27 protein-coding genes are annotated in these 25,077 nt (G+C 61.9%); 22 read left to right on the top strand and 5 right to left on the bottom strand.

Annotation, left to right across the window (positions count from 1 at the left end; genetic code table 11):
- Positions 1 to 84: 84 nt before the first annotated feature.
- Together SNL23_RS04940 and trxC are read left to right on the top strand one after the other, a co-directional pair.
- On the top strand, positions 85 to 1,266 hold the full coding sequence (locus SNL23_RS04940; RefSeq protein ID WP_318301767.1) for an MFS transporter: 1,182 nt from the start codon (positions 85 to 87) through the stop codon (positions 1,264 to 1,266).
- Between the two features lie 76 nt (positions 1,267 to 1,342).
- The gene (gene trxC, locus SNL23_RS04935) at positions 1,343 to 1,777 is read left to right on the top strand and encodes a thioredoxin TrxC (protein WP_003209402.1); all 435 of its coding nucleotides are present in this window, start codon (positions 1,343 to 1,345) and stop codon (positions 1,775 to 1,777) included.
- Here trxC and SNL23_RS04930 read toward each other — a convergent pair.
- Positions 1,765 to 2,013 (bottom strand): DUF6124 family protein, encoded by a 249-nt coding sequence (locus SNL23_RS04930; RefSeq protein WP_318301766.1) that lies wholly within the window; start codon positions 2,011 to 2,013, stop codon positions 1,765 to 1,767. The genes trxC and SNL23_RS04930 overlap by 13 nt on opposite strands.
- A gap of 429 nt (positions 2,014 to 2,442) precedes the next feature.
- Positions 2,443 to 3,213, bottom strand: a complete 771-nt coding sequence (locus tag SNL23_RS04925; RefSeq protein WP_003209397.1) for a ParA family protein — start codon at positions 3,211 to 3,213, stop codon at positions 2,443 to 2,445.
- A 347-nt stretch (positions 3,214 to 3,560) separates the two neighbouring features.
- On the opposite strand from SNL23_RS04925, the gene SNL23_RS04920 reads away from it, so the two are divergent.
- The 19 genes from SNL23_RS04920 (at position 3,561) to SNL23_RS04830 (ending at position 19,829) form a co-directional block, all read left to right on the top strand.
- Positions 3,561 to 4,283, top strand: coding sequence for a beta-ketoacyl synthase chain length factor (locus SNL23_RS04920; protein ID WP_318301765.1), 723 nt, complete (start codon positions 3,561 to 3,563; stop codon positions 4,281 to 4,283).
- Positions 4,259 to 5,071 (top strand): lysophospholipid acyltransferase family protein, encoded by an 813-nt coding sequence (locus SNL23_RS04915; RefSeq protein ID WP_318301764.1) that lies wholly within the window; start codon positions 4,259 to 4,261, stop codon positions 5,069 to 5,071. The genes SNL23_RS04920 and SNL23_RS04915 overlap by 25 nt, the downstream gene beginning before the upstream one ends.
- Positions 5,049 to 5,318, top strand: a complete 270-nt coding sequence (locus tag SNL23_RS04910) for a phosphopantetheine-binding protein (RefSeq protein ID WP_076015478.1) — start codon at positions 5,049 to 5,051, stop codon at positions 5,316 to 5,318. The genes SNL23_RS04915 and SNL23_RS04910 overlap by 23 nt, the downstream gene beginning before the upstream one ends.
- 9 nt (positions 5,319 to 5,327) lie before the next feature.
- Positions 5,328 to 5,582 carry an acyl carrier protein gene (locus tag SNL23_RS04905; protein WP_003209389.1) on the top strand — a complete coding sequence of 85 codons (255 nt, stop codon included), beginning with the start codon at positions 5,328 to 5,330 and terminating at the stop codon, positions 5,580 to 5,582.
- Positions 5,579 to 6,124, top strand: a complete 546-nt coding sequence (locus tag SNL23_RS04900) for a hypothetical protein (RefSeq protein ID WP_076015477.1) — start codon at positions 5,579 to 5,581, stop codon at positions 6,122 to 6,124. The genes SNL23_RS04905 and SNL23_RS04900 overlap by 4 nt, the downstream gene beginning before the upstream one ends.
- Entirely contained in the window at positions 6,121 to 7,791 is a 1,671-nt protein-coding gene (locus tag SNL23_RS04895; protein ID WP_318301763.1) for an ApeI family dehydratase, read from the top strand. The genes SNL23_RS04900 and SNL23_RS04895 overlap by 4 nt, the downstream gene beginning before the upstream one ends.
- Before the next feature lie 170 nt (positions 7,792 to 7,961).
- Positions 7,962 to 8,696 carry a glycosyltransferase family 2 protein gene (locus tag SNL23_RS04890; protein ID WP_318301762.1) on the top strand — a complete coding sequence of 245 codons (735 nt, stop codon included), beginning with the start codon at positions 7,962 to 7,964 and terminating at the stop codon, positions 8,694 to 8,696.
- Positions 8,693 to 9,628 carry an LpxL/LpxP family acyltransferase gene (locus tag SNL23_RS04885; RefSeq protein ID WP_318301761.1) on the top strand — a complete coding sequence of 312 codons (936 nt, stop codon included), beginning with the start codon at positions 8,693 to 8,695 and terminating at the stop codon, positions 9,626 to 9,628. Before SNL23_RS04890 ends, SNL23_RS04885 begins: the two co-directional genes overlap by 4 nt.
- Complete coding sequence (locus tag SNL23_RS04880) at positions 9,612 to 11,153, top strand: HAL/PAL/TAL family ammonia-lyase (protein ID WP_318301760.1); 1,542 nt, start codon at positions 9,612 to 9,614, stop codon at positions 11,151 to 11,153. Before SNL23_RS04885 ends, SNL23_RS04880 begins: the two co-directional genes overlap by 17 nt.
- Positions 11,146 to 11,571 carry an acyl-CoA thioesterase gene (locus tag SNL23_RS04875; RefSeq protein ID WP_167662948.1) on the top strand — a complete coding sequence of 142 codons (426 nt, stop codon included), beginning with the start codon at positions 11,146 to 11,148 and terminating at the stop codon, positions 11,569 to 11,571. Before SNL23_RS04880 ends, SNL23_RS04875 begins: the two co-directional genes overlap by 8 nt.
- On the top strand, positions 11,568 to 12,263 hold the full coding sequence (locus tag SNL23_RS04870) for an outer membrane lipoprotein carrier protein LolA (RefSeq protein WP_167662949.1): 696 nt from the start codon (positions 11,568 to 11,570) through the stop codon (positions 12,261 to 12,263). The genes SNL23_RS04875 and SNL23_RS04870 overlap by 4 nt, the downstream gene beginning before the upstream one ends.
- Positions 12,253 to 14,571, top strand: a complete 2,319-nt coding sequence (locus SNL23_RS04865) for an MMPL family transporter (RefSeq protein ID WP_318301759.1) — start codon at positions 12,253 to 12,255, stop codon at positions 14,569 to 14,571. The genes SNL23_RS04870 and SNL23_RS04865 overlap by 11 nt, the downstream gene beginning before the upstream one ends.
- Positions 14,568 to 15,302, top strand: coding sequence for a class I SAM-dependent methyltransferase (locus tag SNL23_RS04860; protein ID WP_003209370.1), 735 nt, complete (start codon positions 14,568 to 14,570; stop codon positions 15,300 to 15,302). Before SNL23_RS04865 ends, SNL23_RS04860 begins: the two co-directional genes overlap by 4 nt.
- The gene (locus tag SNL23_RS04855) at positions 15,299 to 15,781 is read left to right on the top strand and encodes a hypothetical protein (protein ID WP_318301758.1); all 483 of its coding nucleotides are present in this window, start codon (positions 15,299 to 15,301) and stop codon (positions 15,779 to 15,781) included. The genes SNL23_RS04860 and SNL23_RS04855 overlap by 4 nt, the downstream gene beginning before the upstream one ends.
- Complete coding sequence (locus tag SNL23_RS04850) at positions 15,778 to 16,944, top strand: beta-ketoacyl-[acyl-carrier-protein] synthase family protein (RefSeq protein WP_318301757.1); 1,167 nt, start codon at positions 15,778 to 15,780, stop codon at positions 16,942 to 16,944. The genes SNL23_RS04855 and SNL23_RS04850 overlap by 4 nt, the downstream gene beginning before the upstream one ends.
- Complete coding sequence (locus tag SNL23_RS04845) at positions 16,941 to 17,402, top strand: hotdog family protein (protein WP_318301756.1); 462 nt, start codon at positions 16,941 to 16,943, stop codon at positions 17,400 to 17,402. The genes SNL23_RS04850 and SNL23_RS04845 overlap by 4 nt, the downstream gene beginning before the upstream one ends.
- A complete protein-coding gene (gene fabG / locus SNL23_RS04840) occupies positions 17,399 to 18,127 on the top strand; it encodes a 3-oxoacyl-ACP reductase FabG (RefSeq protein WP_318301755.1) in 729 nt (242 codons plus the stop codon). The genes SNL23_RS04845 and fabG overlap by 4 nt, the downstream gene beginning before the upstream one ends.
- Positions 18,127 to 19,353, top strand: coding sequence for a beta-ketoacyl-ACP synthase (locus SNL23_RS04835; RefSeq protein ID WP_318301754.1), 1,227 nt, complete (start codon positions 18,127 to 18,129; stop codon positions 19,351 to 19,353). The genes fabG and SNL23_RS04835 overlap by 1 nt, the downstream gene beginning before the upstream one ends.
- A 26-nt stretch (positions 19,354 to 19,379) precedes the next feature.
- Entirely contained in the window at positions 19,380 to 19,829 is a 450-nt protein-coding gene (locus SNL23_RS04830; protein ID WP_076015464.1) for a hypothetical protein, read from the top strand.
- Positions 19,830 to 19,989: 160 nt separating this feature from the next.
- On the opposite strand, the gene SNL23_RS04825 is transcribed toward SNL23_RS04830, so the two are convergent.
- On the bottom strand, positions 19,990 to 20,883 hold the full coding sequence (locus SNL23_RS04825) for a LysR family transcriptional regulator (protein WP_318301753.1): 894 nt from the start codon (positions 20,881 to 20,883) through the stop codon (positions 19,990 to 19,992).
- Positions 20,884 to 21,064: 181 nt separating this feature from the next.
- Between SNL23_RS04825 and SNL23_RS04820 the strand changes: the two genes are divergently transcribed.
- The gene (locus tag SNL23_RS04820) at positions 21,065 to 22,282 is read left to right on the top strand and encodes an MFS transporter (protein ID WP_412104158.1); all 1,218 of its coding nucleotides are present in this window, start codon (positions 21,065 to 21,067) and stop codon (positions 22,280 to 22,282) included.
- Between the two features lie 53 nt (positions 22,283 to 22,335).
- On the opposite strand, the gene hemE is transcribed toward SNL23_RS04820, so the two are convergent.
- Positions 22,336 to 23,403 carry a uroporphyrinogen decarboxylase gene (hemE, locus tag SNL23_RS04815; protein WP_076015450.1) on the bottom strand — a complete coding sequence of 356 codons (1,068 nt, stop codon included), beginning with the start codon at positions 23,401 to 23,403 and terminating at the stop codon, positions 22,336 to 22,338.
- A gap of 243 nt (positions 23,404 to 23,646) precedes the next feature.
- Positions 23,647 to 25,065: an FAD-dependent oxidoreductase gene (locus tag SNL23_RS04810; RefSeq protein WP_076015449.1), complete on the bottom strand. Its 1,419-nt coding sequence runs from the start codon at positions 25,063 to 25,065 to the stop codon at positions 23,647 to 23,649.
- Positions 25,066 to 25,077 lie beyond the last annotated feature (12 nt).

Raw genomic sequence — 25,077 nt, 5'->3', positions numbered from 1 at the left:
CTCGCCACAGAACGGATATATCCAGAAATAAGTATCGGACGCGCCTGACATCCCCAAATACACATTCGGCCTAGGGTTCGGCGGATGTGTAAATCAAATTTGAAGCATAAGACGGTGAATCCAGGCCTTAGGGTCGTGGTGGCCAGGACGCTGGTCAGTGCGGTTGTTTTCGACGCTCTTGTTCCTCTTTCTCCGTTAATCGCTCAGGACTTGAGTGTTTCTCCGGCATTCTTTCAAGGCATGCTCGGCTTGTGCCTGATGGCTTTCGCATTCAGCCAGTTGTTTTCAACGCCGTTGGTCAACCGACTGGGAACCAGCGTCAGCCTGGCCGGTGCATCGGTGCTGATCGCGCTGCTATGTGTCGCAGTGGCGTTATCAACAAGCGCTCTCATGCTATCGATCATCTTTACTTTCATGTTCATCGCCAACGCGGTGGCAGCAACCTCTTCACGCCTTTGGCTACGTCAACGACTTGGGCAAACAACCTTCCAAAGCGCAACAGCTTATCTCTTGAGTGCGATTAGCGTCCTTACGGTACTAAGCCCGCCGACTCTGCTGGCGGCAGCCTCGTTTTGGGGGTGGAGATGGGTTTTTGGCGTACTCGGTTGCCTGCTTTTTATAATCTGCCTGGGACTTCTGGCCACTCATCACGGTAAGGCAACCGACCAAGGCCAACAGGCTGCAACTGAAACCCAATCTTTACTGTGGAAACAGCCGAAGTTCATCTGTGGTTTACTGCTTGCTCTCCTGATACAGAGCGCCTTCACACAGTTGAACCTCAGCAAGGCGTTTGCCCTGCAGGGAGTTTTTCATCTCTCACCACAAGCAACGGGCATGGCTCTTTCAGGCTGGGCAGCGCTGGTGGCGGCAGGTTTTTTCTTTTCAGGAAAAGCCGTCACACGATTCAGTGACGCCCAACGCCTGAATGCAGGAGTGGTCTCTCAGTGCCTCGCCGCGCTCTTGATGGTAGCGGCATGGCTACATGTCGATATCTACCTTTACCTGGCAGCTGCAGCAGCAACCAGTATTGCCTTCTGTATTTTGTTGCCCCTTGCGACCGGCTGGGCACTGGATATCGACGCGTCTCACCAAGCCAAAGCTTCTGCGGTTTTCGGATGCATCACTGTGGCCGGGGCAGGATTATTAACCTGGCTAGGGTCTCAATGGAATGCACCACTGCTTTTCACTCTGATGCTGGTGATTGGGGGTTGTGCTGTGGGCAACGTGTTTGCCTGCCAGCTGGCACGAAAGAAGATTGCACGCTGACGGCTTGTGTTGTTCCTTGATAAACCCCGACGGCGGCTCCAAATAGAACCCATTGGCCACTTTCACGGAGCCCAGCATGTCCGACTCTCTAGTAATCCCCTGCCCCCACTGCAACGGTCTCAATCGCATCCCCAACGAACGCCTGGGCGATGCGCCGAAGTGCGGGCGCTGCAAGCAACCGGTGCTGCTGAGCAAACCCTTTGAACTGAAACAGGGCGATTACGCCAGCCAGATCAAAGGCGATTTACCCCTGTTGGTGGATGTGTGGGCCGAATGGTGCGGGCCGTGCAAGTCGTTTGCGCCGGTGTTTGAGCAGGCCGCCGGGCAGTTGGCCGGGAAGTGCCGATTGGCCAAGCTCGATAGCGAGGCCAATCAGCAGTTATCCGCTCAGTTGGGGATTCGCTCGATTCCCAGCCTGATCCTGTTCAAGAATGGCCGGGAAGTGGCGCGTCAGAGCGGTGCGTTTCCGTTACCGCAGTTGATGAGCTGGCTGCGCAGTCAGGGCGTTTGAGGTAACGGGACACCCCGGTCCATCACTTGCCCCATCAGCATTACGCCCAATTCGCTCAATTGATGAATGGCCAACGCGACATCGCGCTGCTTGCCGGTGAGGTCATCGGAAAGGTCGAGCAAGAGGGTGGTGACTGAGGAGAAGGTTTCGTAAGTGTTGAGGATCAGGGTTTCGGTGGCTTGGCCGGGGCTGACTGTAAAAAGGTAAGACGGGGGATTTGGAGTAGCTTTAAACATGGTCGACATTCCTGATTGGAGCCGCCATCTGATCGCTACTAAACGAATTAGGGTGGCAGCTGTACGCAGGTTAGTAGACCGGGAAATGTCGAAGCCGGCGCGCCCGAAGACGCCCTACGCACAGCTACCATCAAGCACAGACTCAGCGCCTGAAAGATGAAGCTTATGCACTTAACGACAAACACTCGGGCTACTAAACCCGATCACTGAGAATTCAGCGACCGAGCAACCTTAGAGACGCCCATCCAGACGCACAAGCCGGCGGATTCTGGCGTAACTGTAGGCAACGGCGCAAGACGACAGGCTCTTTGTAGGAGCGAGCTTGCTCGCGAAGAACCCGAGAGCGCCGCGTTCATCCAGGCAGCCCGCGTTATCGTTGACGTCTTTCGCGAGCAAGCTCGCTCCTACAGGGGGCAAACGCCTGCTGGATCACGCGTTTTCCAGCAAGTTATGCAACTCCACAAACTGCTGTGTCAGCTTGTGCCGTGGGTCCAGGTGGATCAGCGGCATGTTCGCCTGGTGCGATTCACGCATGCGCACCGAGCTGGTCAGGTACACCGGCAGTACCGGCAACCCTTCGGCAATCAATTCATCCAGCATCTGCTGCGGCAGGCTCGCCCGGGCCTGGAATTGGTTGACCACGATCCCTTCCACTTCCAGCCCTTCGTTGTGGTCTTCCTTCAATTCTTCAATCTCTGCCAGCAGGCCATACAGCGCCTGACGGGAGAAGCTGTCGCAATCGAAGGGGATCAACACACGATCAGCGGCAATCAGCGCTGAAACAGCATAGAAGTTCAACGCCGGCGGCGTATCCAGGTAGATCCGGTCGTAGTCTTCGCTCAATTCATCCAGCAGCTTTCGCAGCTTGTTGATCTTGTGCTTGGCTTCGAGCTTGGGCTGCAAGTCCGCCAGTTCCGCCGTGGCGGTGATGACGTGCAGGTTGTCGAACGGGGTTTCGTAGATATCCACTTGGTTCTTCTTCGAAAACGGCCCGGAAGACAGGGTTTGCTTGAAGAAGTCGGCGATTCCCATGGGGATATCGTCGCCGGTCAGCCCGGTGAGGTACTGGGTTGAATTGGCTTGGGCATCGAGGTCCACCAACAGGGTTCGATAGCCTTCGCTGGCGCTGACCGCCGCCAGGTTGCAGGCAATGCTGGATTTGCCAACACCGCCTTTTTGATTGAACACCACGCGCCGCATGGAAAAACCTCCGTGTATCAATGAATGACCGAGTGTAGAGCGCAAAAGCGCCGGTTAGCTACCTCGTTTGTTCCTGTACTACAGCATCAGAGGCTCTATCTCGCACAACATTTTCCCGTCTGTCCGACAAAGCAGGAATTCCCTGACACCTGCTGCCCCACTTCCATGACGGACAATTCGTAATTCTTTCCAGCGAATTTGTAATCAGTCGTGAACAATTCTTTACCAAAGTTTGCTAGAACCCCGCAGCACCGGGATAATGCGCGCCATTCGGCGATTGCACCCTGTCCCGGTATTCGGGGCCAATGGCCGCACAAGGAAGCCCGCAGGGGCGGGATAACTTCTCAGTGATCAATTTCAACATCGCCCAATGGCGTGCCTGGGCTCCCGGGCTCGAAAGCGCGGACGACTGGCGCACCTGGTGCCAGCAGCCGACAGTACTCCCCCGAAGCGAGTCGGCCCCCGACGTGTCGTTCCTGCCGGCCATGCAGCGCCGACGCCTGAGCCGCCTGGCGCGCATGGCCTTCAGCGTGGGCTGGCCCTTGGCCGAAGGCCTGCAACAACTTCCGTTGGTGTTTGTCTCCCGTCACGGCGAAACCCCGCGCACCCTCGACATTCTCAGCGACCTGGCCAATGACGAGCCACTGTCGCCGACCCAGTTCAGCCTGTCGGTGCATAACGCGGTGATTGGCCTGTGGTCGATCCTGCGCAATGAAACCAGCGAAATGACCGCCGTCGCCGCTGCCGGCGACGGCCTGGAACACGGCATGCTCGAAGCCGCCGCCCTGCTGAATGAAGGCGCACCGGCTGTATTGCTGATCATTACCGAGGAACAGCCACCTGAAGCCTATGCGCGCTGGATCGATGACGTGCCCTTCCCCTACGCCCTCGGCCTGCTGCTGAAACCGGGCGACGAGTGGCAACTGGAACTGAATACAGCCGCTGTCCAACCCACCACCAAAGCCCAGTGGCCCCACGCCCTGAACCTGCTGCGCACCCTGCTGAACGAACAGGGCGCCTGCCAACATGCCTGGAAGAACCGAGTATGGAACTGGCAACGCAAGCCCTGACCGAAAAGCCTCGGAAGGCCTACTACTGGCGCCTGTTCGCCACTGCCACCGCCTTCGCCCTGTTTGGTCTGGGCGGCCTGTGCCTGCGCGTGCTGGTGTTCCCGCTGCTCAGTTGCCTGCCGGGTGACGCCAAACAGCATCAACGGCGTGCTCGCCACACCATCAGCTGCCTGTTCTGGCTGTTTATTCGCATGATGTATCGCCTGGGCATCCTGACCTACAGCGTCGAAGGCGCGGAAAAGCTCGGCCGCCCGGGCCAGATGATCATCGCCAACCACCCGTCGCTGGTGGACGTAGTGTTCCTGATCGCCCAGATGCGCCAGACCAACTGCGTGGTCAAACAGAGCCTGTGGCAAAACCCGTTCACCCGCGGGCCGGTGCGCGACGCCGGCTACATCAGTAACGATGGCAGCGCCGACATGCTCGACGCCGCCGCCGATGCCCTGCGGGACGGCCAGACCCTGATCATTTTCCCGGAAGGCACCCGCACCTCACCGGGCAAGGCGCCGACCTTTCATCGCGGCGCCGCCGCCATTGCCCTGCGCGGTGCGAGCATCATCACTCCGGTGGTGATAACGGTAAGCCCCACCACCCTGACCAAGGCCGAACCCTGGTATCGCATCCCGAATCGTCGCTTTCACTTCAGTTTGCGCGTAGGTGCCGATATAGAACCACAGGCGTTTGCCGCACAAGGGCCCGCGCCCCAGGCTTCACGCAAGCTCAACGATTACCTGCACCAGTATTTTATTAAGGAGCTCGCCGAAGATGAGCAACCCACACAGCCTTGAGCACGACATAAAAAAGCTGATTATCGAGGCCCTGGGCCTGGAAGACATCAGCGAAAGCGACATCGGCGACGAGCAAACCCTGTTCGGCGAAGGCCTTGGCCTGGATTCAGTCGACGCCCTGGAGTTGGGCCTGGCGATCCAGAAAAAGTACGGCATCAAGATAGATGCCGACGCCAAGGACACCCGCAATCACTTCACCAACGTGGCCAGCCTCGCGGCGTTCGTCACGGCCAGACAGGCAGCTTGAGACCGTACCATGCAAACTCGTGACGATATTTTCAACACCTTGCGCGACGCCCTGGTGGAACTGTTTGAACTGGAACCTGAACGCGTCACGCTTGACGCCAACCTGTACCAGGACCTGGAAATCGACAGCATTGATGCGGTGGACCTGATCGACCACATCAAGCGCCAGACCGGCAAGAAAATTGCTGCCGAAGAGTTCAAGGCCGTGCGCACCGTGAACGACGTGGTTGAGGCGGTGTACCGTCTGGTTCAACCGGCCGCATGAGCCGGCTGATCGGCCTTGGCCTGTTGCTGGCGGGGCTGCTGTACCCTTTTGCGGTGTACTACGGCACGGAGCACTTTGCCCCGTGGCAATTTGGCCTGCTGCTGGGCAGCCTGTGGCTGTTGCGCGCCCTGACCGGCGCCAGGCGCCCGGGCAGCCGCTGGATGGCGGCAGCGATCATCGTCTTTTGCCTGTTGCTCGCCTGGTTCGACAACCCGCAGATGCTGCGCTGGTACCCGAGCCTGGTCAGCGCGTTCATGCTGGCGCTGTTCGGCCTGAGCCTGAAATACGGGCCGCCGATGGTCGAGCGCCTGGCCCGCATGACCGAGCCGCAACTGCCCGAAAAAGCAGTTGTGTACACGCGCAAGGTCACCGTGGTGTGGAGTGTGTTTTTTCTGTGTAACGGCCTGCTCGCCGCCGCCCTCACCCTGTGGGCGCCGCTGAGCTGGTGGACGTTGTACAACGGCATGATCGCCTACGGGCTGATGGGGCTGTTGTTTGCCGTGGAATGGCTGGTACGACAAAGGGTTCGAGGCCGCGTATGAATTGGTTGAATCTTGAGCACTTGCTGCTTGAGCCTGTAGGTCAGCGTTTGGTCACCACCGAACCTGCCCTGGATCACCCACAACTGTGGGAGAAGTCCCTGAGCCTGGCCGCCGGGTTGCAAGCCCGGGGCATCCAGCGCCTGGCGCTGCACCTTGAGGATGCCGGCTTGCTGGCGATCGCCCTGCTGGGTGCGTGGCGCGCCGGCGTCAGCGTGTTGTTGCCCGCCGACCTGCAACCACAAACGCGCCAACGCTGGGACGATGCCGTCGATGCCTGGCTGACCGAAGCCGGCGACTTGGACGCGCTGTATCAAGCGCCATTAGGCGCCGCGGCCCTGGACTTGGACACCCACTGCCTGAGCCTGTGCACCTCCGGCTCCAGCGGCGAACCCAAGCGCATCGACAAAACCCTGCGCCAGATGGCCAACGAGGTCCAGGCGCTGGAAACCCTGTGGGGCGCCGACCTGGGCGAGGCCTGCATCATTGGCAGCGTCGCCACCCAGCATATCTATGGCTTGTTGTTCCGGGTGCTGTGGCCGTTGTGTGCCGGGCGTACCTTTGTGCGCCAGCAGTTGGCATTCCCCGAGGACTTGCAGCGCGCCAGCCGCGAGCATTCGCAGTTCGCCTGGGTCGCCAGCCCGGCGTTGCTCAAGCGCATGGGCGACAACCTCGACTGGCCGGCGCTCACGCCGGTCAAACGGGTGTTCTCCTCCGGCGGCGCCTTGCCCCTTGAAGCCGCCAGCAGCCTGCATCAGCGCCTGCAACAGTGGCCGACGGAAATCCTTGGCAGCTCGGAAACCGGTGGCATCGCCTGGCGCCAGGGCGAACAACCGTGGCAGCCGTTTGTCGACGTGCAATTGAGCCAGGACGCCGACGGAGCGCTGCGCATTGCCTCGCCGTACCTGCCCGCCGGCCATGTCGAACAGACCGCCGACGCCGCCAACATCCACGCTGACGGCCGCTTCGAATTGCTGGGCCGCCTGGACCGCATCGTCAAGCTGGAAGAAAAACGCATCTCCCTGCCGATGCTCGAACAAGCACTGATGGACCACGCCTGGGTCGCCGAAACGCGCCTCGGCGTGGTGCAGGAAAACCGCGCCTCCCTCGGTGCCCTCGTCGTGCTCAGCGCTGAAGGTTTGCACGCCCTGCGCAACCAGGGCCGGCGCACCGTCACCCAAACCCTGCGCCAGCACTTGAGCCAACACTGCGAAGCCCTGGCCCTGCCCCGCCGCTGGCGCCTGCTGCGCCAATTGCCGCTGAACACCCAAGGCAAGCTGCCCCAGGCCGACGTCGAAGCCCTGCTGCTGGCGCCCCGGCCGAAAGCGCCGGAAGTGTTGGAACAAGTCGAAACCAACGGTGAATGGACCCTGCAACTGGCGATCCCGCCGGACCTCGCCTACTTCAGCGGCCACTTCCCGCAAACCCCGGTGCTGCCGGGCGTGGTGCAGGTGGATTGGGCGCTGAACCTGGGCCAGCAACTGCTCAACCTGCCGGGGCAATTTGCCGGGATGGAAGTGCTGAAGTTCCAGCAACTGGTGCGCCCGGATGACCGGATCGAGCTGCACCTACGGTTCGATCAGGAGCGCGGCAAGTTGTACTTCGCTTACCGCAATGAGGCGGCAGCCTGCTCCAGTGGCCGTATTCTTTTGGAGCTGGCGAGTGAATAAGCTTCTGTTGTGGCGAGGGAGCTTGCTCCCGCTGGAGTGCGCAGCACTCCCAACCCAGGCACTGTGGTTTATCAGGCAAATCGGTGTCGCCTGTATTGGGGCCGCTTCGCAGCCCAGCGGGAGCAAGCTCCCTCGCCACAAAAAGCGCTTCTGCCAATGGGGTGCCTGTTATGCATAAGCCCTGCGCCCTGATCCCGGTCTACAACCACGAAGCCGCCGTGCCCGCCGTGGTTCATACCGTGCTGGCCAGCGGCCTGCCATGCCTGTTGGTAGACGACGGCAGCAGCGACGCCTGCGCCGCTGTCCTGGCGCAACTGGCAACCCTCGATAACGTATCCCTGCTGACCTTGCCCACCAACCAGGGCAAAGGTGCCGCCGTCATGGCCGGCTTTCGCGAAGCCGCGCGCCTGGGCTTCACCCATGCCCTGCAAGTGGACGCCGACGGCCAGCACGACCTGCGGGAAGTCAGCACCTTCCTCGACGCCTCCCGCGCCCACCCGAATGCAGTGATCTGTGGCTACCCGGAATACGACGACAGCGTACCCAAGGGCCGCCTATACGCGCGCTACCTGACCCACGTGTGGGTATGGATCAATACCTTGTCGCTGCAAATCCGCGACTCCATGTGCGGCTTTCGCGTGTACCCACTGCCACCGACCCTGGCCTTGATGGACTCGGCCAACATCGGCAAACGCATGGATTTCGACTCCGACATCCTGGTGCGCCTCGCCTGGCGCAACCAGCCGATGCGCTGGCTGCCGACCAAGGTGCACTACCCCGCCGACGGCCTGTCGCACTTTCGCCTGTTCCACGACAACGCGCTGATTTCCTCGATGCACACCCGGCTGTTCTTCGGCATGTTGGTGCGCGCGCCGATGATCCTCTGGCGCCGGTGGCAGGCATGACCCAGGACACCAAGCACTGGGCCGACCGCGAAGAACGCGGCAGTTTCTGGCTGATGAAATTCACCGCCTTCGCCGCCAAGGTCCTCGGGCGCCGGGTGCTGAGCCCGCTGCTCTACGGCATCGTTTTCTACTTCTTTCTGTTCGGCCGCACGGCCCGCCAAAGCGCCTGGCAGTACCAGCAGCGCCTGGCCGACTGGAGCCAGCGCGACGACCTGCGCCCTACCCACAGAAGGGTCTTCGGACAGTTCATGGCGTTCGCCGATGCCTTACTGGACAAACTCGACGTATGGAACGGCAAGTTGCGCCTGGAGCAGATCGAAATCATCGACCCGGCTCAACTGCGCGGCCAGCTGCGCAGCGAGCGCGGGCAGATGCTGGTCGGCGCGCACCTGGGCAACCTTGAAGTGTGCCGCGCCCTCGCCGAGCTGGGCGAAAAGGTCACGATGAACGTGCTGGTACACACCAAGCACGCCGAACGCTTCAACCGGATATTGGGCGAAGCCGGGGCGACCAATTTGCGCCTGATTCAGGTCAGCGAACTCGACCCGGCGGTGATGATGATGCTCAGCCAGCGCCTCGACGACGGCGAGTGGCTGGCGATTGCCGGCGACCGCGTACCGCTGCATGGCGGGCGTACGGTGCGCGTGGATTTTCTCGGCCATGACGCCGCCTTTCCACAAGGCCCATGGCTGCTGGCCGGCCTGCTGAAATGCCCGGTCAACCTGCTGATGTGCTTGAAGCATCAAGGCCGTTATCGCCTGATCATCGAGCCGTTCGCCCAGTTGATCGAATGGAAACGCAGCGATCGCCAGCAGGTGATCGCACAATGGACCGCCCGCTACGCCGAGCGCCTGGGCCAGTTCTGCCTGGAAGCGCCCCAACAATGGTTCAACTTTTACCCTTTCTGGAAGACCGATGACGACGCATCTTGAGCCGGTAACCTTCGGCGAACTCCCTTTGCGCATCGAAGACGTGCTGGCCCTGGCCAACCGTCAGGCGCCGACTCAACTGCAAGCTGATGCCAAGTACCGCCAGCGTATCGCCAAGGGCGCGCAGTTCCTCGATTCGTTGCTGGACAAGGAAGGCGTGATCTACGGCGTCACCACCGGCTACGGCGACTCGTGCGTGGTGGCGGTGCCGCTGGAGCACGTCGAAGCGCTGCCGCGTCACCTCTACACGTTCCACGGCTGCGGCCTCGGCAAGTTGCTGGACGCGCAAGCCACCCGCGCGGTGCTGGCGGCGCGGTTGCAGTCGCTGTGCCATGGCGTTTCCGGGATACGCGTGGAGTTGCTGGAGCGCCTGCATGCGTTCCTGGAATTCGACGTACTGCCGCTGATTCCGGAAGAAGGCTCGGTGGGCGCCAGCGGTGATTTGACGCCGCTGTCCTATGTGGCTGCAACCCTGTCTGGCGAGCGCGAAGTGATGTTCCGTGGCGAACGTCGCCAGGCCGCCGACGTGCATCGCGAGCTGGGTTGGGACCCGCTGGTTCTGCGCCCGAAAGAAGCCCTGGCCCTGATGAACGGCACCGCCGTGATGACCGGCCTCGCCTGCCTGGCCTTCGCCCGCGCCGACTACCTGCTGCAACTGGCCACGCGCATCACCGCGCTGAACGTGGTGGCGCTGCAAGGCAATCCGGAGCATTTCGACGAGCGCCTGTTTGCCGCCAAGCCGCACCCGGGGCAGATGCAAGTCGCCGCCTGGTTGCGCAAGGATTTGGCGATTGATGCACCGACCGCACCGCTGCATCGCCTGCAAGACCGTTATTCGCTGCGCTGCGCCCCCCACGTCCTCGGCGTGTTGGCCGACAGCCTGAACTGGCTGCGTTCGTTCATCGAGATCGAACTCAACAGCGCCAACGACAACCCGATCATCGACGCGGAAGAAGAACGCGTGCTGCACGGTGGCCACTTCTACGGCGGCCACATCGCGTTCGCCATGGACAGTCTCAAGACCCTGGTGGCCAACGTCGCCGACCTGCTGGACCGCCAGCTCGCGCTGCTGGTGGACGTGCGCTACAACCACGGCCTGCCGAGCAATCTATCGGGTGCGCCAGCCGAGCGGGCGATGATCAACCACGGCTTCAAGGCCGTGCAGATCGGCACCAGCGCCTGGACCGCCGAAGCCCTGAAAAACACCATGCCGGCCAGCGTGTTCTCGCGCTCCACCGAGTGCCACAACCAGGACAAGGTGAGCATGGGCACCATCGCCGCCCGCGATGCGATTCGTGTGCTGGAACTGACCGAACAAGTCGCCGCCGCCACCTTGCTCGCCGCCAACCAGGGCGTATGGCTGCGGGCCCAGGCTGAAGACGCGCGCCCGCTGCCCCCGGCACTGGCCGCCATGCACATCGAGTTGGCCAAAGACTTCCCGCCGGTCATCGAAGACCGCGCCCTGGAAGGCGAACTGCGCCTGTGCCTGAAGCGCATCGCCGAGCAACACTGGAGGCTGCATGCGTAGCCCCGGCGTGCTGCACTGCGACACTGAAATCCTCGTGCCGTTTTTCGACATCGACACCATGAACGTGGTGTGGCACGGGCACTACGTGAAGTACCTGGAAGTCGCCCGCTGCGCCTTGCTGGACAAGCTCGGCCACAACTACACGGCGATGCTGGAAGCGGGCTACGCCTGGCCGGTAATCGACATGCAGTTGCGCTATGTACGCGGTGCGACCTTCGGCCAGACCCTCAACGTGCGCGCCAGCCTGGTGGAGTGGGAGAACCGTTTGAAGGTCAATTACCTGATCAGCGACAAGGCCACGGGCGAGCGCCTGACCCGCGCCAGCACCGTGCAAGTGGCGGTGGAAATTGCCAGTCGCGAAATGCAGTTGGCATCGCCAAAGGTGTTTGTGGATGCAGTCGAGAGGGCCCTGCAATGACCTCCCCTGTAGGAGCGAGCTTGCTCGCGAAAAACGTCAACGATAACGCAGGCCGCCTGACACCCCGCGGCGCCCTCTGGTTCTTCGCGAGCAAGCTCGCTCCTACAAGGGTCGCGTTGATGCTGTTTTTAGGCATTCCAGGCCTGGCCCAGGCTTTCGACCTGCAACAACTCAGCGATCAGCTTGCAAAGCCAACGGTGATCCACGGCAACTTCATCCAGGAAAAACACCTGCGCGCCCTGCCGCAACCGCTGACCAGCAAGGGCACCTTCGTCCTGGCCAAGGACCACGGCTTGCTTTGGCTGCTGAAAACCCCGCTGCAACAGGACTACCGCATCAGCGCCACCGGCATCGCCCGGCGTGATGCCAACGGCTGGCAGTTGCTGCCGAACAAGAGCGCCGGAGCCGAACAAAATCGTTTGTTCCTCGCGGTATTGCAGGGCGACAGCAGCGGCTTGCAGCGTGACTTCGAACTGCAGCTGCAAGGCGAAGCCACGCAGTGGAAACTCACGTTGATCCCGCGCTCTCTGCTGCTCAAGCAGGTGTTCAACCAGATCAATATCGACGGCGGCGAGCGGGTGCAAAAAATCGAGCTGCTGGAAACCCAGGGCGACAGCACCGTACTGCGCATGCAGGACAGCACCAGCAGCCAGCCCCTGAGCGACGCGGAGCAACACGACTTTGCCGAGTGAACGCTGGTTGCCGCGCCTGTTCCTGATCCTGCTGGTGGCCGTGTTGGCCCTGGCGGGTTGGCAATGGCGCCATGGCGCGCCGCTGTCGGCGAACCTGATGGAACTGGTGCCCGGCACTGCACCCGATGCGCTGGAGCTGCGCGCCGAACAGCGCATGCAGGAACCACTGAACCGCGAAATGCTGGTGCTGGTGGGGCATGCCGATCGGCAAAAAGCCGTGGCCATGGCGACGCAATTGGGCGAAGCCTGGCAAGCCAGCGGCCTGTTTGAGAAGGTCCAGTGGAACCTGCAAGCCGACCTGCCGGCCCTGCGTCAGCAGTTGCTGCAAGGCCGGCTCGCGATGCTCTCGACCAAGGATCGCGAGCAACTGATCGACGAGCCCCAGGCGTTTATTCAGCAGCGGGTTCAGGCGCTGTTCGACCCGTTCACCGGCTTCAGCCTGGTGCCGAGCCAGGACGATTGGCTGGGCCTCACCGGGCGCATCCAGAACAGCCAGCCGCAGCACGGTTCGGTGCAGCTGGATATCGGCAGCGGCGCGTTGATCGCCGACGCCGACGGCAAAAGCTGGGTGCTGCTACGGGCGCGCACCACGGGCAATGCCTTCGACATGAAACTGCCGCTGCAAGTGGCTGAATTACTCAAGGCCAGCCGCGAGCAGGCCGACCAGCAAGGCGCGCAATTGCTCGCCGCCAGCGGCCTGCTGTACGCGGCCAACGGTCAGCAACAGGCGACGCGGGAAATCACTTGGGTTGGCGGCGGCGCGACTGCCGGGATCCTGTTATTGCTGCTGTTGGCGTTCCGCCGCTGGCGTGTGCTGTTGGCGTTTGTGCCGGTGCTGGTGGGCATGTTGTTTGGTGCGGTGGCCTGTGTGGCACTGTTCGGGCATATGCATGTGATCACGTTGGTGCTGGGCTCGAGCCTGATCGGCGTGGCGGTGGATTACCCGCTGCATTACCTGTCCAAGAGCTGGAGCATGAGCCCTTGGCGCAGCTGGCCAGCCTTGCGCCTGACCTTGCCGGGCCTGAGCCTGAGCCTGGCCACCAGTTGCATCGGCTACCTGGCCCTGGCCTGGACGCCGTTCCCGGCGCTGACGCAAATCGCGGTGTTCTCTGCCGCCGGCCTGGTGGGCGCCTATCTGTCCGCCGTATGCCTGCTGCCGGCCTTGCTCAAGGGCGTCGAACTGCGCCCGGCGCAGTGGCCGCTGCGCATTGCCGAGTTCCTGCTGAGCATGCGCGAGTCGCTGCTCAAGCGCCTGCCCAGTCCGGTGTTATTGGTACTGGTATTGGTGTTTTGCGCAGGCGGCCTATGGCACCTGAACAGCAAAAACGATATCCGCCAGTGGATCGGTGCACCGCCGCAGTTGCTGCAGGAAGCCCAGGCCGTCGCGCGGATTACCGGGTTCCAGCCCACCAGCCAGTTCTTCCTGGTGCGGGCGGACAATCAGCCGCAATTGCTGGAGCGTCAGGCCGCGCTGAGTCAGCGTCTGGATCAGTTAGTGAACATGGACAAGCTCCAGGGTTACCTGGCGCTCAATCAGTTGGTCAGCGCGCCGGCCGAGCAACAGCAACTGCGTGAAGCCCTGAACCAACTGCCGCAGTACTGGCAGCCATTGCTGGACCTCGGCGTGCCCGCCGCCGCACTGCAAGCCGAGCTGGCCCAGTTGCAGGCACTGCCCACCGAAGACATCGATGCCGCGCTGGTCGGCCCGCTGGCTGAGCCGTGGCGCACACTGTGGCTGGGGAATGTCGACGGTGGCGTGGCAGCGATGGTGAGCCTGCAAGGTTTGAACAACCCGGCCTTGCTGCGGGTACAGGCGCTGGATTTACCCGGCGTGCAGCTGGTGGATCGCCTGGGCGACTTGAACCAGGTGTTTGCCGCGACGCAAATCAGCGCCGCCGAATTGAAGTTGATGTCGTGCGTGTTGATCGTACTGTTGCTGATCCTTCCGTTCGGCTTCGGCGGTGCCCTGCGCATCGTCGCCCTGCCGCTGCTGGCGGCGCTGTGCAGCCTGGCCAGCCTCGGTTGGCTGGGGCAGCCGCTGACGTTGTTCAGCCTGTTCGGCCTGCTGCTGGTGACCGCGATCAGCGTCGACTACGCGATCCTGATGCGTGAACAAATTGGCGGCGCCGCGGTGAGCCTGTTGGGCACACTGTTGGCGGCCGTGACTACTTGGCTATCGTTCGGCCTGCTGGCCATTTCCAGCACGCCGGCGGTGAGTAATTTTGGGCTATCGGTAAGCTTGGGGCTGGCATTCAGCTTCATGCTGGCACCGTGGGCCGCCCCGTCCGGGACAAGGAAGAAACGATGAGCAGCCAATACCTCAGCAAGAACTACGTCGAAGAAACCAAATTCGGCTTCTGGTTCCTGCGCAGCCACACCTGGCAGCACCACGTGCTGCGCGTGGCAATCAACGACCTGCGCAGCCTGTTCAGCGACCCGCTGCCGGTTGCCCCGGTGCTGCTGGACGCCGGCTGTGGCCAGGGCAAGTCGTTCCAGTATTTGCAGCAGGTGTTCGCCCCCGAACGCCTGATCGGTCTGGATGCTGACCCACACAGCCTCGACCTGAGCCGCGCCGAAGCCGCGCGCCAAGGTATCGCCATCGAGTTGATCGGCAGCGATTGCGCGACCCTCGACGTGGCCGACGCCAGTGTCGACGTGCTGTTCTGTCACCAGACTTTCCATCACCTGGTAGAACAACATCGCGCCCTGAAAGAGTTCTATCGCGTACTCAAGCCGGGCGGCTATCTGCTGTTTGCCGAATCCACCGAGGCCTATATCGACACCTGGGTAATTCGCTGGCTGTTCCGTCACCCGATGCATGTGCAGAAAAGCGCAGAAGAGTACCTTGAGATGATTCGCGAGCAGGGCTTTGAATTCGGCCCGCAGAACGTTTCATACCCGTACCTGTGGTGGAGCCGCGCCACTGATTTCGGCCTGCTTGAGCGCTGGGGCCTGCGCCAGCCAAAACCGGCCGGCCAGCGCGAAGAAACCCTGGTCAACGTGGTTGCCCGCAAACCTCTGGCGAGCGCTGAAACATGATCCGAATGCTGTTGATCGGCTGCCTGTTGCTGCTGAGCGCCTGCGCCAGCCAGCCGCCGTTGCCGTCGAAAAACCCGATGCTGAGCCTGCCGTTGCAACTGCATGTGCAGCGCGAACAGGATGGCCAGCGCCAGGACTGGCTGCTGGTGATGCAGCGCGAAGGCGGCGGGATTCGCTGGTCGATGATGGACCCGCTGGGCATTCCCCAGGCCCGCCAGATGCTGATCAACGGTGCCTGGCAAGCCGACGGTTTGCTGCCGCCCAACCCACAGGCGCGTGAATTGTTTGCCGCGCTGTTGTTCGCCCTCACTTCGGCGGATGAAGTCTCCAAGCTGTACCCCGGCACCCAGGAAATGGACTTGATCCGCACCCTGCCGTCCCGCTGGAAGATCACCTATCACTCCTCCCTGGTGTTTCGCGTGGACGTGATCGGGCAACACCTGACCTACCGCATCTCGCCGCTTGAGGCCACCCGATGACCGCCTACCTCAATGCCCTCGGCGTGATCTGCGCCCTGGGCCGCGACAAGCGCGAAGTCAGCCGCAACCTGTTTGCCGGCGACTGTTCCGGCATGCGCGCCGAAAGCGGCTGGGTGCCGGAGCGTGTGTTGCCGGTGGCGGGCGTGAGGGGTGAACTGGCAGCCATCCCGCCCGGGCTGGAATCGCACCACAGCCGTAATAATCAGTTGCTGCTGGAAGCGGCGTTGCAGATTGATGACGAGATCCGGCAAGCGATCCAGACGTTCGGTGCGTCGCGCATTGGCATCGTGCTCGGCACCAGCACCTCGGGCATTGATGAAGCCAGTCGTGGCATCGCCCACTACCTGCGGGAAAAAAACTTCCCCGGCGACTACGACTACCTGCAACAGGAACTCGGCGCGCCGGCCAATTTCCTCGCCGACTGGCTGCAACTGAGCGGCCCGGCCTACGTGATTTCCACCGCCTGCACCTCCAGCGCGCGGGCGCTGATGAGTGCCCAACGCCTGTTGGACCTGGGCGTGTGTGATGCGGTGATTTGCGGTGGCGTCGACACGCTGTGCAAGCTGACTCTCAATGGTTTTTCGTCCCTGGAAGCCGTTTCGGCACAGCGCTGCAATCCGTTCTCGGCGAACCGCAACGGCATCAATATCGGCGAAGCTGCGGTGCTGTTCCTGATGAGCAAAACTCCGGCGCCGGTCGCGCTGTTGGGCAGTGGCGCCAGTTGCGATGCCCACCATATTTCTGCACCCGAGCCCACCGGTAAGGGTGCGTTGCAAGCGATGCGCAAGGCCTTGGCCAGCGCAAAACTGGCGCCCGTGCAGATCGGTTACCTGAACCTGCACGGCACCGCCACGCAGCACAATGACGCCATGGAAAGCCTGGCGGTCGCGGCCCTGTTCCCGGGCGGCGTAGCCTGCTCGTCGACCAAACCCATGACCGGCCACACCTTGGGCGCAGCAGGCGCACTGGAAGCCGCATTCTGCTGGCTGAGCCTCACGGAAAGCGTGGTGCCGCCCCATGTCTGGGATGGCCAGGCCGACCCCGACCTGCCCGTATTGAAGTGGGCGTTGCCCGGCGACAACCTGGAGAAACGCTACCTGATGAGCAACTCGTTTGCTTTCGGCGGCAACAACGTCAGCCTGATTATCGGAGACGCCCCATGATTGATTGGCCGCTCGCCGAACTGCTGCCCCACGCCGGTGACATGATCCTGATTGATCAGGTCCTGAGCTTTGATGAAGAACAGATTCAGACCCGCCTGACGGTCACGCCCGGCGGGCTTTTCAACCGCGCCGACGGCAGCCTGCCCGCGTGGGTCGGCATTGAGTTGATGGCGCAAAGCGTGGCGGCCTACGCCGGTTGTCGCGCACGCCAGAAAGGTGAAGCCGTGGAATTGGGCTTCCTGCTGGGCACGCGCAAATTCGAGTGCAACGTCGAGCATTTCCCCGCAGGCGCTGAGCTGACCATCCATGGCCTGCGCTCTCTGGAAGACGACAACGGCATGGGTGTGTTCGAATGCCACCTCACCGGTGACGGTATCCAGGCGAGTGCACGCTTGAACGTATTTCGACCGCCCCAGGCGGCCAACTATTTAGATGAATCGAAGGACACCACGCCATGACTGAATCCGTACTGGTTACCGGCTCCAGCCGTGGCATCGGCCGCGCTATCGCATTGCGCCTGGCCCAGGCCGGGCACGACATCGTGCTGCATTGCCGCAGCGGGCGCGCCGAGGCGGATGCGGTGCAGATCGAAATCGAAGCCCTGGGGCGCAAGGCCCGGGTGTTGCAATTCGATGTGGCGGATCGCGCCAGTTGCAAAGAGATTCTGGAAGCCGACGTGGAAGCACATGGCGCCTATTACGGCGTGGTGCTCAATGCCGGGCTGACGCGCGATGGCGCGTTTCCAGCGCTGTCGGAAGACGACTGGGACGTAGTGATGCGCACCAACCTAGACGGGTTCTACAACGTGCTGCACCCGGTGATGATGCCGATGATTCGACGCCGCGCCGCTGGGCGGATCGTGTGCATCACGTCAGTGTCCGGGTTGATCGGCAACCGTGGCCAGGTCAACTACAGCGCGTCCAAGGCCGGGTTGATCGGCGCCGCCAAGGCCCTGGCCATCGAGCTCGGCAAACGCAAGATCACCGTCAACTGCGTGGCTCCCGGGCTGATCGACACCGCGATGCTCGATGAAAACGTACCGGTGGAAGAATTGATGAAAATGATCCCGGCCCAACGCATGGGCACCCCGGAAGAAGTCGCCGGGGCGGTGAATTTTTTGATGTCGGCGGAAGCCGGCTACATCACCCGCCAAGTGCTGGCCGTGAATGGAGGTCTGTGCTGATGAAGCGCGTGGTGGTCACCGGCATGGCCGGCGTTACGTCCCTGGGCTGCGATTGGGAAACCATCGCTGCCAACTTCCGCGCCAACCGCAGCGGCATTCGGCGCATGGACGAGTGGGAGCGCTTCACCGAACTGAACACGCGGCTGGCCGGGCCGATCGATGATTTCGTGGTGCCCGCCCACTGGACCCGCAAGCAACTGCGCAGCATGGGCCGGGTTTCGCGCCTGGCGGTATGGGCTGCGGAACAGGCGCTGAAAGACGCCGGCTTGCTGGGCGACGAGTCGATCAAGGACGGGCGTATGGGCGTTGCCTGCGGCTCGTCCACGGGCAGCACCGACGAGATCAAGGCCTTCGGCAATATGCTGCTGAACTCGGTGGCCGAGGGGCTGAACGCCAACTCCTACGTGCGCATGATGCCCCATACCACGGCGGCGAATATCAGCATCTTCTTCGGCCTCACCGGCCGACTGATCCCGACGTCCAGCGCCTGCACCAGCGGCAGCCAGGGCATCGGCTACGCCTATGAGGCCATCAAGTTCGGCCGCCTTCCGCTGATGTTGGCGGGTGGCGCTGAAGAGCTGTGCCCGACCGAAGCCATGGTGTTCGATGCGCTGTACGCCACCAGCCTGAAAAACGATGCGCCACAAACCAGCCCGCGCCCCTATGACAGTGGCCGCGACGGCCTGGTGATCGGCGAAGGCGGCGGCATCCTGGTACTCGAAGAACTGGAACACGCACTGGCCCGTGGCGCACACATCCACGCCGAAATCGTCGGTTTTGGCAGCAACGCCGACGGCCAGCACACCACACGCCCGGAGCAGACCACCATGCGCCGCGCCATGGAACTCGCCCTGGAAGATGCGGGGCTTTCGCCCGACGCCATCGGCTATGTGAACGGCCATGGCACCGCTACCGACCAGGGCGACATCGCCGAAACCCTGGCCACCAGCAGCCTGTTCGGCAGCCGCATGCCCATCAGTTCGCAGAAGAGTTTCCTCGGGCACACCCTGGGCGCATGCGGCGCATTGGAGTCGTGGTTCAGCATCGAAATGATGAACCGCAACCAATACGTGCACACCTTCAACCTCGACGAGGTCGACCCGCGCTGCGGCGAACTGGACTACCTGCAAGGCGAGTTCCGCGAGCTGCACAACGACTACGTGATGAACAACAATTTTGCCTTTGGCGGCGTCAACACTTCGCTGATTTTCCGCCGCTGGGCGTGAGTTTTTTTACTGACTGGAGAAATGGAATGTCTTCCCTGCTACGCGCAACACTGGTCGCTTTGGCCCTGCTCACCACCGCTGGCTGCACCAATAAACCGGTGCTCAACACCCAGCACGACTTGCCGGCGAACCCGCAGGTCAACGAAGAAAAAATGAAGCAGACCATTATCGCGGCCTTGAACAAACGCGAATGGGTCGTACAGCGCCTGAGCCCGCGGCTGGTGCAGGCCGAGATCAACGTGCGCAACAAATTCCACGCTGAAATCGACATCCGCTACACCGCCACCAGCTACGCCATCACCTACCGCGACAGCCGCGACCTGGGCTACAAGGACGGCAAGATCCACCGAAACTACAACCGTTGGGTGAGCATGCTGGACCGGGACATCCTGGCGGCGTTGCGCACCAATGGTGTGAGTGACAACGGGTCGGCGGCGCAGTTGTTTCAGCAGACCGGGACTTCGAAGCAGAACTGAAACACCCGCTCCCTGTGACGAGGGAGCTTGCTCCCGTTGGGGCGCGAAGCGCCCCTAAAACCTGCTATTGAGGGTTGTCTGGTAAAACTCAGTCGTCGGGTTTTGGGGCTGCTGCGCAGCCCAGCGGGAGCAAGCTCCCTCGCCACAGGTTATACGTCGGTCATACCAACGCTTTACGGGTCAGCAACTCGACAAACGCCTTGGCCATCGGCGTTTGCTGGCCCTTACGCTGCACCAGCCACACCGCCGTCACCGCTTCCTGGTCCAACAGCGTGCGATACACCACGCCATCAATGCGTATCCGCTGATACGACGCCGGCAACACCGAGACACCCAACCCCGCTGCAACCAGGCCAATAATGGTCATCGCCTCCCCGGCCTCCTGGGCGAAGTGCGGGCTGAAGCCTGCATCACGCGCCAGGTTCAGCAGCTGGGCATACAACCCGCTGCCGTAAGTCCGCGGGAAAAATACAAACGGCTCTTCAGCCAATTGCGCCAGGTGCAAACCACGCTCACTGCCTTCCACCAGCGGATGCCCGGCGTTCAGCACGGCCACCAAGGGCTCGCGCATCAGTTCCACGACACTCAGGGAATCAGGCAACGGCAACGGCCGCATCAGCCCCACCTGTATCGACTCATCCACCAGCGACTCGGCCACTTCCGTACTGCTCATCTCCTGCAAATTCAAATGCACCGCCGGGAACGCCTGGCGAAAGGCAAAGATCGCCTGTGGGATGCTGGAGTTGAACGGCGCGGAAGAGGTGAAGCCAATCTTCAACTCCCCCAGTTCACCTAACTGCGCCCGACGCGCCACGTCCGCCGCTTTATCCACCTGCGCCAGCACCAGACGCGCCTCTTGCAGGAACAACCGGCCCGCCTCACTCATCTCGACCCGACGATTGGTACGCTCGAACAACCGCGCGCCAATCTCCTGCTCCAGCGCCTGGATCTGCTGGCTCAGCGGCGGCTGGGAGATGCCCAGCACCTGCGCGGCGCGGCCAAAGTGCAGCTCTTCAGCCACGGCGATGAAGTAACGCAGGTGGCGCAATTCCATGAAAACCTCATTAGGTCGTAAAAGCTCTTAAACAGGTCGAACAATATATTGGAAAGAATCATTAGCGAGCTATATTCTTTTTTGCATTGTCAGCCCTGGCAGTCTTTCCTCCCCGAGGTCCCGCGTGAAATCTGCTGTCGCTCCGTTTGCTCAAGAAGTACCGCCCACCGCCCTCGATGAAGTGGTGGCACAGCTCAACGAGCAGTACATCGAAAAAGGCACCCCGATGTTCATGCGCACGGTGCTGGCGCTGTTTTCCGGCGGTTTTGCCACCTTTGCCCTGCTCTACTGCGTACAGCCGATGATGCCGGCGCTGTCCCACGAATTTTCCATCAATGCCGCACAAAGCAGCCTGATCCTCTCGGTAGCCACCGGCATGCTCGCCATTGGCCTGCTGATCACCGGGCCGATTTCCGACACCTTTGGGCGAAAGCCGGTCATGGTTGCCGCGCTGTTCTGCGCCGCGCTAGCCACCATCGCCAGCGGCCTGATGCCGAGCTGGGAAGGCATCCTGCTGATGCGCGCACTGGTGGGCCTGTCCCTCAGCGGGCTGGCTGCGGTGGCCATGACCTACCTGAGCGAAGAGATCCACCCGCAACACATCGGCCTGGCCATGGGCCTGTACATCGGCGGTAACGCCATCGGTGGCATGAGTGGGCGCTTGATCATTGGCGTACTGATCGATTTCGTCAGCTGGCACACGGCGATGCTGATCATCGGCGCCCTGGCGCTGATCGCGGCCACGGTGTTCTGGAAGATCCTCCCCGAATCGCGCAACTTCCGCGCCAGCACCCTGCACCCGCGCAGCTTGATGGACGGCTTCACCATGCACTTCAAGGACGCCGGCCTGCCGTGGCTGTTCCTCGAAGCTTTCGTGCTGATGGGCGCCTTTGTGACGATGTTCAACTACATCGGCTATCGCCTGCTGGCCTCGCCCTACGAGTTGAGCCAGGCCGTGGTAGGCCTGCTGTCGCTGGTGTACCTCTCCGGTATCTACAGCTCGGCGAAAATCGGCTCCCTGGCCGACCGCCTGGGCCGCCGTCGCGTACTGTGGGCAACCATCGTGCTGATGCTCGGCGGCATCGCCCTGACGCTGTTTACCCCGCTGTGGCTGGTAGTGCCCGGCATGCTGATCTTCACCTTCGGCTTCTTTGGTGCCCACTCGGTGGCCAGCAGCTGGATCGGCCGCCGCGCACTCAAAGCCAAGGGCCAGGCGTCGTCGCTGTACCTGTTCAGTTATTACGTCGGGTCGAGTATTGCGGGGACGGCGGGTGGTTTCTTCTGGCACTACGCCGGGTGGAACGGGATTGGCGGGTTTATCGTTGCGCTGCTGATCGTCGCGTTGCTGGTGGCGTTGAAACTTGCGAAATTGCCGCCGTTGCAGGAAGCCAAGGCTTAATCACCGCTCACAAAAAAGCCCGGCATCTGCCGGGCTTTTTCATTGCCGAGCGATCACTCGTGATACTGCGCCGACAACTCATGCACCGCCCGCAGGAATGCGCCCGCGTGCTCCGGATCAACTTCAGGCGTAATGCCGTGGCCGAGGTTGAATACGTGACCGCTGCCTTTGCCGTAGCTGGCGAGGATGCGCCCCACTTCAGTACGGATGGCTTCCGGCTTGGCGTACAGTACAGTCGGGTCCATGTTGCCTTGCAGCGCGACTTTGCTGCCCACGCGGCGACGGGCTTCGCCGATGTCGCAGGTCCAGTCCAGGCCCAGCGCGTCGGCGCCAGCGTCGGCGATGCTTTCCAGCCACAGGCCGCCGCCCTTGGTGAACATGATGACCGGCACTTTGCGGCCTTCGTGTTCGCGGATCAGGCCGCTGACGATTTTGCGCATGTAGGCCAGGGAGAATTCCTGATACGCCGCCGCCGACAGGTTGCCGCCCCAGGTATCGAAGATCTGCACCGCTTGGGCGCCGGCCATGATCTGGCCGTTCAGGTAGGAGGTGACCGACTGCGCCAGCTTGTCCAGCAGCAGGTGCATGGCTTGCGGGTTGTCGTAGAGCATGGCCTTGGTCTTGCGGAAGTCTTTCGACGAGCCGCCTTCGACCATGTAGGTGGCCAGGGTCCACGGGCTGCCGGAGAAGCCGATCAGCGGCACGCGGCCATTGAGCTCGCGGCGGATGGTGCTGACCGCGTCCATCACGTAACCGAGGTCTTTGTGTGGATCAGGGATCGGCAGGGCTTCGATGTCGGCCAGGGTGCTGACGACTTTCTTGAAACGCGGGCCTTCGCCGGTTTCGAAGTACAGGCCTTGGCCCATGGCGTCAGGGATGGTCAGGATATCGGAGAAGAGGATGGCCGCGTCCAGCTGTGGATAGCGGTCCAGCGGTTGCATGGTGACTTCGCAGGCGAACTCCGGGTTCATGCACAGGCTCATGAAGTCGCCGGCGTGGGCGCGACTGGCGCGGTATTCCGGCAGGTAGCGACCGGCCTGGCGCATCATCCACACAGGGGTGACGTCCACAGGTTGCTTGAGCAGGGCACGAAGGAAACGGTCGTTCTTGAGGGCAGTCATGTCGGCATCCGCAAAAAAAGTGCGGGCATTTTCTCAGAGCGCGACGCAAAAGGCACGGCAAGAGCCGTGCCTTTTGTCTATCGGGTCAATTTGTCGCGGATATGAAAGCGTCGCAAAACAAATGTGGGAGCGGGGCGTGCTCGCGAAAGCGGTGGGTCAGCCAACACATCTGGTGACTGATATACCGCATTCGCGAGCACGCCCGCTCCCACATTTTGATCCCATTTCAATCCAGGATCGGGGTCAGACCTGCAGGTAATCCAGGATACCTTCGGCGGCGTTGCGGCCTTCGAAGATGGCCGTCACCACCAGATCAGACCCGCGCACCATGTCGCCACCGGCGAAGATTTTCGGGTTGCTGGTCTGGTGTTTGTACTGGCCTTGTTCCGGGGCTACAACGCGGCCCTGGCTGTCGGTCTGGATTTCGAACTGCTCGAACCACGGCGCCGGGCTTGGGCGGAAACCAAAGGCGATGACCACGGCGTCTGCCGGGATGATCTCTTCGGAACCCGGGATCGGCTCAGGGCTGCGACGGCCACGGGCGTCCGGTTCGCCGAGACGGGTCTCGACCACTTTCACGCCTTCGACGCGGTCTTCACCGACGATAGCGATCGGCTGGCGGTTGTAGAGGAATCTCACGCCTTCTTCCTTGGCGTTCTTCACCTCTTTGCGCGAGCCCGGCATGTTGGCTTCGTCACGACGGTAGGCACAGGTCACCGACTTGGCACCCTGGCGAATCGACGTGCGGTTGCAGTCCATCGCAGTGTCACCACCGCCCAGCACTACGACCTTCTTGCCTTTCATGTCGACGAAATCTTCCGGCGATTTTTCAAAGCCCAGGTTGCGGTTGACGTTGGCGATCAGGAAGTCCAGAGCGTCGTACACGCCCGGCAGGTCTTCACCGGCAAAGCCGCCCTTCATGTAGGTGTAGGTGCCCATGCCCATGAACACGGCATCGTATTCTTCGAGCAGTTGTTCCATGGTCACGTCTTTGCCGATTTCGGTATTGAGGCGGAACTCGATACCCATGCCGGTGAAGACTTCGCGACGATGGCTCAGTACGGTTTTTTCCAGCTTGAACTCGGGGATGCCGAAGGTCAGCAGGCCACCGATTTCGGGGTTCTTGTCGAACACCACCGGGGTCACGCCGCCACGCACCAGCACGTCGGCACAACCCAGGCCCGCGGGGCCCGCGCCGATGATCGCGACGCGCTTGCCGGTTGGCTTGACCTTGGACATGTCCGGGCGCCAGCCCATGGCGAACGCGGTGTCAGTGATGTACTTCTCCACCGAACCGATGGTCACCGCGCCGAAGCCGTCGTTGAGGGTGCACGCACCCTCGCACAGACGATCCTGCGGGCACACCCGGCCGCACACTTCCGGCAAGGTGTTGGTCTGGTGCGACAGCTCGGCGGCGGCGAGGATGTTGCCCTCGGCCACCAATTTGAGCCAGTTCGGAATGAAGTTGTGCACCGGGCACTTCCATTCGCAATACGGGTTACCGCAACCCAGGCAGCGGTGGGCCTGATCGGCCGAGTGCTGGGGTTTGAAGGGTTCGTAGATTTCCACGAACTCTTTTTTGCGTTGACGCAACAGTTTCTTCTTCGGATCTTTGCGCCCGACATCGATGAACTGGAAGTCGTTATTCAGACGTTCAGCCATGTTAAAACCTCA

Source organism: Pseudomonas sp. SED1 (assembly GCF_034044025.1).
Classification (GTDB): Bacteria; Pseudomonadota; Gammaproteobacteria; order Pseudomonadales; family Pseudomonadaceae; genus Aquipseudomonas.
The sequence above is the reverse complement of the archived record's forward strand: the minus strand, read 5'-3'. Positions and strand labels throughout refer to the sequence as shown.